Raw genomic sequence first — 12447 nt, 5'->3', positions numbered from 1 at the left:
ATGTTCAGTCCCATGTCAGCGTCCCGTCCCGCCGTAGACCACGGCTTCGCCCTCGGAGGAGTCCAGATCGAATGCCGTGTGCACGGCGCGCACCGCGTCGTCGAGCTGATCGGCGCGCGTCACCACCGAGACCCGGATCTCGGAGGTGGAGATCATCTCGATGTTGATCCCCGCGTCGCGCAGCGCGCCGAAGAGGCGCGCCGAGACACCGGGGTGCGACTTCATGCCCGCACCGATCAACGAGAGCTTGCCGATCGAGTCGTCGTACTGCAGCGAGGCGAACCCGATCTCCCCGCGGACGGCGTCGAGGGCGTCGATGGCCTTCTGGCCGTCGGCCGCCGGCAGCGTGAAGGAGATGTCCGTCAGCCCGGTCTGCGCTGCCGAGACGTTCTGGACGATCATGTCGATGTTGACGCCCGCCTCGGCGACGACCTCGAACAGCCGTGCGGCGGTTCCCGGGACGTCGGGCACGCCGACCACGGTGACCTTCGCCTCGCTGCGGTCGTGGGCGACGCCGGAGATGATCGGCTGCTCCATGGGTCCCTCTCCTTCGACGGCCTCGGCGGGCCGGTCCGTGACGAGCGTGCCGGTGTGCCCGGAGAACGACGAGCGCACGTGGATGTCCACCCCGTGCCGCCTGCCGTACTCCACGCAGCGCAGGTTGAGCACCTTCGCACCGCTGGCCGCCATGTCGAGCATCTCCTCGTAGGAGATGCGCTGGATCTTGCGGGCGGTGGGCACGATGCGCGGGTCGGCGGTGAACACACCGTCGACGTCGGTGTAGATCTCGCAGACGTCGGCGCCGATCGCTGCGGCGATGGCGACGGCCGTGGTGTCCGACCCGCCACGGCCCAGCGTCGTCACGTCGTTGGTGTGCTCGGTGACGCCCTGGAAGCCGGCGACGATCGCGACGTTGCCCGCGGCGAGGGCCTCGTGGATGCGGTGCGCCTTGACGTCGACGATCCGCGCGCGGCCGTGCGACTCGTCGGTGATCACCCCGGCCTGCTGACCGGTGAAGGACTGTGCCTCGACGCCGAGGTTCGCGATGGCCATCGCGAGCAGGGACATGGAGATGCGCTCGCCAGCGGTGAGCAGGATGTCCATCTCGCGGAGCGGCGGCTTGGGCGAGATCTCGTTCGCGAGGTCGACCAGCTCGTCGGTCGTGTCGCCCATCGCGGACACCACGACGACGACGTCGTTGCCCGCCTTCTTGGCCTCGGTCACCCGCTTGGCGACGCGCTTGATCGCCGCCGCGTCACTGACGGAGGAACCCCCGTACTTCTGCACGATCACGCCCACGCTGAGCACTCCGCTCTCGGTCCATCGGTGGCGACGAGCATAAACCGTTCTCGATCCGTGGACACGGGACGTCCGGGATCCGGTACTGCCGAACGGGCGACCGCGGTGGGACACTGAGCGTGGGAGGCGGTCCGATGACGCGGTGGAGCAGGGCGACGGCGGCCGCGACGCTGGTCCTCGTCTGGGGGCTCGTCGCCTGCGGGACGGCCGACACCGGTGCGGGAGGGTCCCCGACGGTGAGCCTCACCCCGCCGACCGCCGTGCCGAGCAGTCCCGGCCCCTCGCTCGAACCCACCTCGGCGCCCTCGGCGAGCGCACCCGTCCCCTCCTCGACCGCGACCGGCCTGCCGGGACCGAGCCCCTCGGCCCCGGACGTCGCGGCGGCGACCTCGCTGACCGTCGTGCTCGACGAGACCGGGACCGGCCCGACGACCACCACCACGCTGACCTGCGACCCGCTGGGCGGGACCCACCCGGACGCGGCTGCGGCCTGTGCCGCGATCGAGGCCGCCGGCGGTGCGAGCGCCTTCGACCCGGTTCCGCCGCGGACCGCGTGCACCGAGCAGTACGGCGGGCCGCAGACGGCGACGGTCCGCGGGACGGTGGACGGGACCCCGGTGAACGCGGACTTCGACCGGACGAACGGCTGCGAGATCAGCAGGTGGGACCGGCTGGCCGTGCTGCTGGGAAGCGCCGGCGGGGTCTGAGCCCGGCACCGACGCTGCTCAGCGGTTCGCGTCAGGGGTGCGCGTCAGGGGTGCAGCTCAGGGGTGCAGGGCCTGGAACTCCGCCTCGGAGGCGACCTCGTCGTCCACGTCCAGGCGCAGGTGCGCGAGGACCGTCTGCAGCACGCGCAGGCAGGACGAGGCGCGCTCGCCCCAGTTGGACAGGTACGAGTACTGCCACCACCACAGCGCCTCGGTGACCTGACCGAGGGCGTGGTGCCGCAGGCCCTGGACGAGCGAGCCGACGACGAGGACCAGGTCGCCCGACATCGTGGAGGTGACGGTCTCCCCGCCGAGCACCGGATCGGCGATCTCGAGGTAGCCGTCGATGCCGTCGAGCAGGTTCTCCAGGCTCGCGCGCAACGGGTCGAGGTCCGTCTCCGGGCCGGCGTCCGGCTCGAAGCGCTCGGCCGGGACGACGTCGACGACGGCGCCGAGCCGCGCCCCGGCACCGAGGATGTCGGAGACGGCGAGCAGGAGCAGCGGGATGGCGGCCTCGGGGTTCGCCCCGGCCGCGACCTCCGTCACGGTGGAGACGAAGCGCCGGGCCTCCTCGGCCACGACGTCGGCGAGCTCGCGCAGGTCGGCGGGCGTCTGGCTGGTGGTCTCGTCAGGCACTGATCTGTCTCCGTCCTTCGAAAGCACGCCCGAGGGTGACCTCGTCGGCGTACTCCAGGTCCCCGCCCACCGGGAGTCCGGAGGCGAGTCGGGTGACGCGCAGGCCCATGGGCACGAGCAGGCGCGCGAGGTAGGTGGAGGTGGCCTCGCCCTCGACGTTCGGGTCGGTCGCGAGGATGACCTCGGTGACGCTGCCGTCGGCGAGCCGCGTGAGCAGCTGGGCGATACGCAGGTCGTCCGGACCGACGTTGTCGATCGGGTTGATGGCCCCGCCGAGCACGTGGTACCTGCCGCGGAACTCCCGGGTGCGCTCGATCGCGACGACGTCCTTGGGCTCCTCGACGACGCAGATGACGGTCTCGGAGCGGCGCGGGTCACGGCAGACCCGGCACTTCTCCTCCTGGGAGACGTTCCCGCAGATCACGCAGAACTGGACCCGTGCCTTGACCTCGGTGAGCGCGTCGACGAGGCGACGGACATCGGCCGGGTCGGCGGCGAGCAGGTGGAACGCGATGCGCTGGGCGCTCTTGGGACCGACCCCGGGCAGACGCCCGAGCTCGTCGATCAGGTCCTGGACCGCGCCCTCGTACACCCGACCAGCGTACGGGGTGCGGCCGCCGCCGGGCGCGACGCGTGCCGATCCCGCCGACGGCGTCGCCCTGCGCCCTCGCGCGGCCTCAGACGGGCGGGTCGGGGATCTCGTCGATGACGGTGCCGCCGAGCATCTGGGCGACCAGCGGTGCCCCGATCAGTCCGGACGAGGCCAGCTCGGGGTCGTCCGGGCTGGCATCGCTCCCGTCGGACGGGGCCGGCGGCCTCGGCGTGGTGGGCACGATGCCACGGCGCCCCAGGGGGCCACCGTCCCCCGGGGTGGCCTGCGGGGCCGGCTGCGACGACGGGGCGGGGCGTGCGGACGGGGCCGGTTGCGACGACGGGGCGGGGCGTGCGGACGGGGCACGGGGGCCCGCCGTCGGCGCGGGCGCCTGCGGGGCCGCCGCCCGCTGGCGTGCCGACGGGGCCGCGCGACGCGGCGCCGGACCGTCGTCGTGACCGTCGGCTGCCTCGAGGTCGGGCTCCGGCCCGTCGGGGATGCCGTCGGAGGCGATCTCGGAGACGACAGCGGTCACGGTGCGCGCCGCAGCGGGGGACGAGGCAGGCCCGGCGGGGCTCTCCACCGAGGGTCGGCGCGGGGGTGTCAGCCCTGCCGTCGGCGCGTCACCAGGGACCGCGGTGTCGGTGCGCGGCTCGGCCGTCCGGGACTCGGTGCCACCGGAGTCGGAACGGCTCGGACCCGTGGTCGCCCGGGTGACCGGGGCGGGGGCGGTCGGCGTCTCGGCGGCAGGTCCCGAGCGCGTCGGGGCCCCGGAGCCGGACGGCGCAGGAGCGGGGTCCGCCCACGAGGCCTCGGCCTGGGCCCGCGACGGCGTGCCGGCGCTCGTGGTGGACGCGGCTCGGGGAGAGCGAGTGGAGTCCGGGGCCGCCTCGGCCGCCGCCGGCCCGGAGGGGCCTGCTGCCGGGGCGATGACCGACTCGACCCGCACGTCGAGGCCGAGGGTCTCCCGCAGGGCGTTGCGGACATGGTCGCCGTGGGGTCCGGTGCGGAAGGTCGTGGCGAGCTGGGGTGTGGTGAACGCGAGGCTCACCAACCCACCCTCGACAGCCGCCACCTGAGCGTTCTCGCTGACCAGCACCCATGTGGACCGGCGCACCCCGCGCAGGGTCTGGAGCACCTCCGGCCACCGGCGACGCACCATCTCGGCCTCGGGTGCCGGACCCGCCGCAGGGCCGGAGGTGGCCGCAGCGGCCGGAGCGGCCGGAGCGGCCTCACCGACGGGCGATGCGGCCGGCGGCGCGGCGGGCTCGGGCACCGGCGCAGGACCGGGCCGGACCTCAGCGCCCGGTGCTGCCTCACGGACCGGCGGCACCTCGCGGACCGGTGCTGCCTCGCGGACCGGCGGCGCCGTGGGCGCGGGCGACGCCACGTCGTCCGCGGCACTCGCGGTCTCCGGCACGGGTGCCCGGGCCGGGGCCGGTGCGGGGGCCGGGGCCGGAGCAGATGCGGGAGCGGGAACGGGGGCCGGCTCCGGTCGGCTCGTCACCGCAGGAGAGCGCGCCGGCTCGACCCTCGGCGCGAGGGTCCCACCCTCGACCGCCCGCTCCATGCGCTCGAGCCGCGCCACGACGCCGGACCCGTCGACGGCCGGCAGCAGCATCCGGGCCACGAGGAGCTCGAGGTGCAGCCGCGGCGACGTCGCCCCGGTCATCTCGCTCAGCGCGGCGTTGGCGAGGTCCGCAGCACGGGAGAGCTCCGCCGGGCCCAGGGTGCGGGCCTGCACCCGCATCCGCTCGAGCTGGTCGGCCGGCAGGTCACGCAGCACGGCCTGGGCCGCCTCGCCCGAGGCGGCGATGACGATGAGGTCGCGCAACCGCTCCAGGACGTCCTCGACGAAGCGACGCGGCTCGTGGCCGGAGGAGATGACCCGGTCCACCACGCGGAAGGCGCTCGCGCCGTCGCGTGAGGAGATCGCATCGACGATGTCGTCGAGCAGCGCGGCATGGGTGTAGCCGAGAAGGGCGACGGCGCGCTCGTAGTCCAGGCCGGTCGCGTCCGCCCCGGCGACGAGCTGGTCGAGCACGGACAACGAGTCGCGAACCGAACCGCCACCGGCACGCACGACGAGCGGCAGCACCCCCGCAGCGACGGGCACACCCTCCGCGGCGCTCAGCTGCTCCAGGTACGGGGTCAACGTGTCGGGTGCCACGAGCCGGAACGGGTAGTGGTGGGTCCGGGAGCGGATCGTCCCGATGACCTTGTCCGGCTCCGTCGTGGCGAAGATGAACTTCACGTGCGGCGGCGGCTCCTCGACGATCTTGAGCAGCGCGTTGAACCCCTGGGGGGTCACCATGTGCGCCTCGTCGAGGATGAAGATCTTGAACCTGTCCCGGGCGGGGGCGAAGGCCGCCCGCTCGCGCAGGTCGCGGGCGTCGTCGACCCCGTTGTGGCTCGCCGCGTCGATCTCGACGACGTCGAGCGAGCCGGGCCCCCCGCGTCCCAGCTCGCGGCACGACTCGCACTCCCCGCAGGGCGTCGGGGTCGGGCCCTGCGCGCAGTTGAGGCAGCGCGCGAGGATCCTTGCCGAGGTCGTCTTCCCGCATCCGCGCGGCCCGGAGAAGAGGTAGGCGTGCGTGATCTTTCCCGCGCGCAGCGCCTGCATGAGCGGCTCGGTGACGTGCTCCTGACCGATCACCTCGGTGAAGGTCTCCGGCCGATAGCGGCGGTACAGGGCTTGGGTCACAGAATGAGCCTAGACGGCCTGCGCCGGGCGCGGCGCAGTGCCACAGTGGAGGAGTCAGCCGTTCCGTGAGCGCCGGGGCACCGCAGCGACGCTCCTGAGGTCGGCAGTGGTTCAGATCCGACGAAGGAGTCCGAGATGACCGAGATCGAGCTTCGCACCCTCCCCCCGCGCACCGTTGCCAGCGTCCGAGACGTGATCCCGCACTTCACCGACGAGGGCATGCTCTGGGAGCGCCTCATGTCGGGCCTCGCGGCCACCGGCGCGGTCGCGGCCCACGGTGAGCCCGGCCGCTCGGTCTTCCACGACCACGACCCCAGCGAGCCGGGGGTGGACGTCGAGGTGCAGGTGACGGTCACCAAGCGCTTCACGAGCACGGACGAGGTCCGGTGCGTGGAGGTGCCGGACACCCTCGTGGCGATGGGAACCCTGTACGGCCCCTACGAGCGGATCGGTCACGTGGTCGAGGAGGTCGCTCGCTGGGTCGAGACCCACGGCTACACCTTCGCCGGGGAGATGACCAACGTCTACCTCGTGGGCCCCGAGAGCGGCCGGGACCCGTCCGAGTGGGTCACCGAGGTCTGCCTGCCGGTGGCCAAGGCCACGCCGAACGGGACCTCCGGGGCCTGACCCGGTGGCGAACGACCTGCGGCGGGACCATCCGGGGCTCTACCGAGCACCCGACTCCCCCGCACGCCTGACGGTGCCCCCGCTCGCCTACCTCAGCGTCGACGGGACGGGCGACCCGAACGAGGCCCCCGCCTACGCCGAGGCGGTCGGCACGCTCTTCGCGGTCGGCTACGGCGTCCGCGCGCTGGTCAAGGCCGCGGGCGGCGAGGTGTGGACGGTCATGCCGCTCGAGGGTCTGTGGTGGGCCGACGACCTGACGGCCTTCACCGGACGGCGACGGGACGAGTGGCGCTGGCGCATGATGATCGCGCAGCCCGCCGTCGTCACCGCCGAGCTGGTGGAGGAGGCGCGATCCGCCGCCGTCGGCAAGGGGCGCGCACCCGCGGGCGAGCTCCTGCGGTTCGAGGTCCTCGAGGAGGGCGACGCCCTCCAGGTGATGCACCACGGGCCGTACGCGGAGGAGGGCCCGGCGATCGAGGCACTGCATGCGGCGATCGCCGACCTCGGGCTGCACCCGAGCGGCCCCCACCACGAGATCTACCTCAGCGACCCCCGTCGCTCCGCGCCCGAGCGGATGCGCACGATCCTGCGCCAGCCCGTCCGGGCATGAGAGGACCCCTCGCACACCCGTCAGAGCCCACCTGCCCTTGCTGCCTTCCGGCCCTGGGGGGGTTCAGCGGGGTGACGCCGCACGAGGGGTCGGGTACAAGCCTAACGCAGGCCTGAGCGGCGTCGAACGGGGGGCTCACAGGAATCCCCCAGGGGTGTCCCAGGTTCGCCCGCCACTCTCTTCCCATGAGCACGACAGCCACCCGCCCGACGCCGACGGCCTCGACCGCGCCGCCGCGCATCCCGCCGCGCCGCGCCGCCCACGCCTCGCGCCCCGTGCTGCGCCTGCGACCCCCCACCCTGCGCCGCTGGTGGACCGACGCCGTCGGGCTGACCGTCTGGGGCTCGATGCTCGTCGTCGTCGCCCTGTGGGTGCACCACGGCGGGTTCCAGGACCTCACCGCCGGGGCTGCGGCCTCGTTGAGCTCGATCGGCCGGCTCAGCGGGCTGATCAGCTCCGACCTGCTGCTGCTGCAGGTGCTCGCGATGGCCCGCGTGCCGTTCATCGAGCGTTCGATCGGTCAGGACCGGCTGGCCCGCTGGCACCGCTGGGTCGGGTTCAGCTCGATGAACCTCATCCTCGTGCACCTGGTCACCATCACGATCGGCTACGCGCTCTTCGACGGCAGCAACGTGCTGCGCGAGTTCTGGGACCTCACGACGAACGCCCCGGGAATGCTCCTCGCACTCGCGGGGACGATCGCCCTCGGGATGGTCTCCGTCACCTCGATGCGTTTCGCTCGCCGCAAGCTGCGGTACGAGTCGTGGCACCTGCTGCACCTGTACGCCTACCTCGGCGCCGGCCTCGCCCTTCCGCACCAGCTGTGGACCGGCTCGGACTTCCTCCTGTCGACGGCTGCGACCGTGTACTGGTGGAGCCTGTACGGGCTCGTCATGGTCGCCGTCCTGATCTGGCGCGTGATCGTGCCCCTGCGCACCTCGCTGCGCCAGCGGCTGCGGGTCACCAGCGTCGTACCGGACGGCGCGGGGGCCGTCAGCGTGACCGTCGCCGGCCCGCACCTGGACGAGCTCCGGGTCAGCGCAGGGCAGTTCTTCGTCTGGCGCTTCCGCACCGGCCCCGGCTGGACCCGCGGCCACCCGCTGTCCCTCTCGGCAGCACCCACGACGGCGGGCCTGCGCGTCACCATCGGCGTCACCGGGGACGACGGCGAACGGATCGCGCGGATGCCCGTGGGAACCACGGTCCTGGTCGAGGGCCCGTACGGACGGCTGCGTCCCGAGGTCCGCACCCGCGAGAACCTCGTGCTCATCGGTTCGGGCCTCGGCCTCGCCCCGCTCGTCGCCCTGGCCCAGGAGGCCGTGCTCGCCGGCCGCGGCGGGACGACGACGCTCGTCCGGCGGTTGCGCAGCGAGCAGGACGTGCCGATGCAGGCCGATGTCGAGCACCTGCGCTCGCTCGGCAGGCTCCAGGTGATCGACCTGGTCGGTCCGCGCAGCACCGTCGGCACGGCCTGGCTCCCCCGGCAGCACGGGCACCTGCCCGGGCAGGAGGCCGTCCACCGTCTGATCCCTCGGCTCGACACCAGCGACGTCTTCGTCTGCGGTGCCGCCCCCTGGGCCGAGGCCGTTGCAGCCGATCTGCACGCGGCAGGACTTCCGCACACCGCGCTCCACGTCGAGCGCTTCTCCTGGTGAGGTGACACCCCATGCGACGCATCGTCATCGCGATCGGCTCGACCCTGACGGGTCTCGTCCTCCTCTTCTCCTGGCCGACGAGCCTCAACCGCTCCGTCGCCCTGGCGGAGACCTCGACCACCGAGGGGTCGAGCAGCACGACGGCCGCGAGCACTGACACCTCGACGGACGAGTCGGCGACGGACGGGTCGGCGACGGACGAGTCCACGAGCGACGCGGGAGCGACGGAAGGCAGCACCGACTCCTCGACGACCACCGAGGCCACCCCGAGCACGACGTCGACCGACGGCACCTACACGGGCGACTCGATCTCCACCGAGTTCGGGCCCGTCCAGGTGCAGATCACCGTGACCGACGGGGTCGTGACCAGCGCGGAGGCGATCGCCTACCCGAACACGAACTCCAAGGACCAGCGGATCAACTCCTACGCGATCCCCACGCTGAACGCCGAGGCGGTCGAGGCGCAGAGCGCGTCGATCCAGATGGTCAGCGGGGCGACCTACACGAGCAACGGCTACATCGCCTCGCTGCAGAGCGCGCTCGACCAGGCGGGGCTGTGAGCACCGCGACGCTGGCCGCCGCGGCCGGCTCGACGACGGCGGCGCCCGCACAGGCCCAGTCCCGTGCGTGGGTCGAGCACATCATGGGCATGCCGATCTCGGTGCACGTGCGAGGCCCTCAGGCGCGCACCCCGGAGGTCGCCTCGGCCGTGGCCGCCGCGATGGACGACCTCCGGGAGATCGAGGCGCGGTTCAGCACCTACCGCCACGACTCGGAGATCAGCCGGATCCAGCACGGCGAGCTCACCCTGGAGGACGCGAGCACCCAGGTCCGCCAGGTGGAGCTGCTCTGCCGAGCGGCACTCGAGCGCACCGGCGGCTGGTTCGACGCGTGGAACGCGGTGCCCGGGATGCCCGGGGTCTTCGACCCGACCGGACTGGTCAAGACCTTCGGGGTCACCTGGGCGGCACGGCACCTGGACGCCTTCGCGCCGACGCTGGGCTACGCCTTCGGTGCCGGTGGGGACATCCAGCTGCGCGCTGCGCCCGACTCCGAGCCGTGGCAGGTCGGCATCGAGGACCCCCGCGACCAGACCCGGGTGCTCGCGCACGTGCCGGTGTCCGACGGCGCCGTCGCGACCTCGGGCAGCGCCTCGCGCGGGGCGCACATCATGGATCCCCACACGGGAGCGGCCGCCGAGGGGCTGCTCTCGGCAACGGTGATCGGCCCGTCCCTGCTCTGGGCCGACGTCCTGGCGACGGCGGCCGTCGCTCGGGGCGCGGGCGCTGCGGAGTGGGTCGGCACGTTGCACGGGACAAGCGGCATGCTGGTGACCACGAGCGGCGCAGTGCACCGGTGGTCGAACCCCGTCTGAGCACCGGGACCTCGCACCGCCCGACCGTCCGATCCCGACCACGGCCGGCCCGCCCAGGACCGACCTCTCCCGCCCCGAGGAGTCACCGTGTTCGACCTCGTCGCCGGCCTGCCGCTGCACCCGCTGATCGTCCACGCGACCGAGGTGGTCGTCCCGGCCGCGGCCCTTGCGGTCATCCTGGCCGCCCTGTGGCGCCGGTTCCGCCAGTGGGCCTATGCCCTTCCCCTCGCCCTGTCCCTGGCTGCGCTCGTGCTCACGCCGATCACGACGCAGTCGGGCGAGGCCCTGGCGCGCCGCGTCGAGGCCTCCGCGCTGCTCGGGACGCACATGAGCATGGCGGAGGGCCTCCTGCCCTTCGTCGCCGTGCTGACGATCGCGGCCGCCGGGCTGTTCTGGTGGGCCCGACAGGAGCGGACCAACGCGCGACTGGCCGCCGCGCCGGGGCCGACGGTCGCGCCGACCGGACTCGCGGCACTCCCCCGCCCGCTCATCCGTGGGCTCGTCGTGCTCGCGGTGCTCGCCGGGATCGGCACGACCGTCCAGGCCGTGCGGATCGGGCACAGCGGGGCCGAGGCGGCGTGGTCCGACGTCGTCACCCCCGCGGGGAGCGAGTCGCCGAGCCCGGGCGACGGCTGACGGGGCGCGCGGCGCTCAGCCCTGGGCGTCCCGCCAGGCGACCCACTGCCGGACGAGGTCGAGGTCGTAGTCCGGCCCGCCGACGCCGATCGTGAAGAGGCTCACGCCCGCGGCGACCAGATCGGCCGCGACCTGCCGCGGAGGGGCGGAGACCCCGACCGACCGCTCGACGAGGGTCGCGGTGTCCCGGCCGACGGCCGCACCGTGCTCGTCGAGGATCGCGCTCTTGCGGGTCAGCGTCGCGAGGTCACCGAAGGAGTGCCACGCATCGGCGTGCTCGGCCACCACGCGCAACGTCTTGCGCTCTCCCCCACCCCCGATGAGGACGGGGATCTTCCGGGTGGGGGCCGGGTTGCCGGCCGCCAGGCGCGCCGTGATGCGCGGCATCGCCTGCGCGAGGTCACCGATCCGGTACCCGGCGGTGCCGAACTCGTAGCCGAACTGTTGGTAGTCCTTCTCGAACCAGCCGGCGCCGATGCCGAGGATGAGCCGGCCGCCGCTGATGTGGTCGACGGTGCGGGCCATGTCCGCCAGAAGCTCGGGGTTGCGGTAGGAGTTGCAGCTGACCAGCGCGCCGATCTCGACCCGGCTGGTCTGCTCCGCCCAGGCGCCGAGCATCGTCCAGCACTCGAAGTGCTTACCGTCCGGGTCTCCGTAGAGCGGGAAGAAGTGGTCCCAGTTGAAGATCACGTCGACTCCGGCGTCCTCCGCACGGCGGACCGCGTCACGGATCTGGCCGTAGTCGGCCTGCTGGGGCTGGAGCTGGACAGCGATGCGCACGGGGAAGGTCATGGGATCGACCCTAAGCGCGGGGCCCGGTGCCGCCGCACGCGGGCTTCGCTCCCCCTCGACTCACTCCCCATACTTGCGCCGTGACCGTCGCCACCCCCGCACCTGCCGTCGCCGCCGCACGGCGACCGGGCGAGGCCATGAGGGCCGATATCCAGGGCCTGCGCGCCGTCGCCGTCGCAGCGGTGCTCGCCTACCACCTGTGGCCCGGCGCCGTACGCGGCGGCTACGTCGGCGTCGACGTCTTCCTCGTCATCTCTGGCTACCTCATCACCGCGCACCTGCTGCGCGAACCACCCACCACCTGGCGCGCCGTCGGCCGGTTCTGGGGTCGACGCGTGCGGCGACTGCTCCCGGCCTCCGCGCTGGTGATCCTCGTCACGGTCGCGCTCGGCGCCGTGGTGCTCCCCGGCACGCAGCTCGGGCGCACCGGTGGCGCGGCCGTCACCTCGGCGCTGTACGTGCAGAACTGGTCGCTGGCCGGCTCGGCGACGGACTACCTCGCAGCGGAGGACGCCCCCACTGCCCTGCGGCACTACTGGTCCCTGTCGGTGGAGGAGCAGTTCTACCTCGTGTGGCCGCTGCTGATCGGGGCTGCGGCGCTGGTCGCACGACGCCTGCGCCGCCTCGGCACCGGGGGGACGGTGGGCGTCGTCGTCCTGGCGGTGCTCGCTGCCTCCCTCGCGTGGTCGGTGCACCTGACGGCGAACAACCCGGCGGCCGCGTACTTCGTCACCACGACGCGCATCTGGGAGCTGGCGCTCGGTGGGGCGATCGCGGTGCTCGGCCTGCGGCAGTGGACGCTTCCGCGGCGCCT

13 protein-coding genes and 1 other RNA gene are annotated in these 12447 nt (G+C 73.4%); 8 read left to right on the top strand and 6 right to left on the bottom strand.

Annotation, left to right across the window (positions count from 1 at the left end):
- Positions 1–15 precede the first annotated feature (15 nt).
- Complete coding sequence (locus ABWK99_RS07670; protein WP_372594111.1) at positions 16–1299, bottom strand: aspartate kinase; 1284 nt, start codon at positions 1297–1299, stop codon at positions 16–18.
- A 134-nt stretch (positions 1300–1433) separates the two neighbouring features.
- Here ABWK99_RS07670 and ABWK99_RS07665 point away from each other — a divergent pair, with 134 nt between their 5' ends.
- Positions 1434–2006 (top strand): SSI family serine proteinase inhibitor, encoded by a 573-nt coding sequence (locus tag ABWK99_RS07665; RefSeq protein ID WP_372594110.1) that lies wholly within the window; start codon positions 1434–1436, stop codon positions 2004–2006.
- A 57-nt stretch (positions 2007–2063) separates the two neighbouring features.
- Here the strand turns inward: ABWK99_RS07665 and ABWK99_RS07660 are convergent, their stop codons facing one another.
- The 3 genes from ABWK99_RS07660 to ABWK99_RS07650 form a co-directional block, all read right to left on the bottom strand.
- Positions 2064–2642, bottom strand: a complete 579-nt coding sequence (locus tag ABWK99_RS07660; RefSeq protein ID WP_372594109.1) for a DUF5063 domain-containing protein — start codon at positions 2640–2642, stop codon at positions 2064–2066.
- Entirely contained in the window at positions 2635–3234 is a 600-nt protein-coding gene (recR, locus tag ABWK99_RS07655) for a recombination mediator RecR (protein ID WP_372594108.1), read from the bottom strand. Before recR ends, ABWK99_RS07660 begins: the two co-directional genes overlap by 8 nt.
- Positions 3235–3319: 85 nt before the next feature.
- Entirely contained in the window at positions 3320–5938 is a 2619-nt protein-coding gene (locus ABWK99_RS07650; RefSeq protein WP_372594107.1) for a DNA polymerase III subunit gamma and tau, read from the bottom strand.
- A 135-nt stretch (positions 5939–6073) separates the two neighbouring features.
- On the opposite strand from ABWK99_RS07650, the gene ABWK99_RS07645 reads away from it, so the two are divergent.
- Positions 6074–6565 carry a GyrI-like domain-containing protein gene (locus ABWK99_RS07645; protein WP_372594106.1) on the top strand — a complete coding sequence of 164 codons (492 nt, stop codon included), beginning with the start codon at positions 6074–6076 and terminating at the stop codon, positions 6563–6565.
- A 4-nt stretch (positions 6566–6569) separates the two neighbouring features.
- On the top strand, positions 6570–7175 hold the full coding sequence (locus ABWK99_RS07640) for a GyrI-like domain-containing protein (protein ID WP_372594105.1): 606 nt from the start codon (positions 6570–6572) through the stop codon (positions 7173–7175).
- Here ABWK99_RS07640 and ffs read toward each other — a convergent pair.
- Positions 7173–7269: signal recognition particle sRNA small type (gene ffs / locus ABWK99_RS07635), an RNA gene on the bottom strand. The two genes, ABWK99_RS07640 and ffs, sit on opposite strands and share 3 nt — an antisense overlap.
- A 91-nt stretch (positions 7270–7360) precedes the next feature.
- On the opposite strand from ffs, the gene ABWK99_RS07630 reads away from it, so the two are divergent.
- The 4 genes from ABWK99_RS07630 to ABWK99_RS07615 all read left to right on the top strand — a co-directional run bounded on the left by ABWK99_RS07630 (position 7361) and on the right by ABWK99_RS07615 (position 10841).
- Entirely contained in the window at positions 7361–8830 is a 1470-nt protein-coding gene (locus tag ABWK99_RS07630) for a ferric reductase-like transmembrane domain-containing protein (RefSeq protein WP_372594104.1), read from the top strand.
- Between the two features lie 11 nt (positions 8831–8841).
- Positions 8842–9390: an FMN-binding protein gene (locus ABWK99_RS07625; RefSeq protein ID WP_372594103.1), complete on the top strand. Its 549-nt coding sequence runs from the start codon at positions 8842–8844 to the stop codon at positions 9388–9390.
- A complete protein-coding gene (locus ABWK99_RS07620) occupies positions 9387–10205 on the top strand; it encodes an FAD:protein FMN transferase (RefSeq protein ID WP_372594102.1) in 819 nt (272 codons plus the stop codon). Before ABWK99_RS07625 ends, ABWK99_RS07620 begins: the two co-directional genes overlap by 4 nt.
- A gap of 87 nt (positions 10206–10292) precedes the next feature.
- Positions 10293–10841 carry a DUF2231 domain-containing protein gene (locus ABWK99_RS07615; RefSeq protein WP_372594101.1) on the top strand — a complete coding sequence of 183 codons (549 nt, stop codon included), beginning with the start codon at positions 10293–10295 and terminating at the stop codon, positions 10839–10841.
- Positions 10842–10856: 15 nt separating this feature from the next.
- Here the strand turns inward: ABWK99_RS07615 and ABWK99_RS07610 are convergent, their stop codons facing one another.
- A complete protein-coding gene (locus ABWK99_RS07610; protein ID WP_372594100.1) occupies positions 10857–11633 on the bottom strand; it encodes an LLM class F420-dependent oxidoreductase in 777 nt (258 codons plus the stop codon).
- 80 nt (positions 11634–11713) lie between these two features.
- On the opposite strand from ABWK99_RS07610, the gene ABWK99_RS07605 reads away from it, so the two are divergent.
- On the top strand, positions 11714–12447 hold a 734-nt coding region (locus tag ABWK99_RS07605), incomplete at its 3' end, for an acyltransferase family protein (protein ID WP_372594099.1).

Source organism: Actinotalea sp. (assembly GCF_041597215.1).
GTDB lineage: Bacteria > Actinomycetota > Actinomycetes > Actinomycetales > Cellulomonadaceae > Actinotalea.
The sequence above is the reverse complement of the archived record's forward strand: the minus strand, read 5'-3'. Positions and strand labels throughout refer to the sequence as shown.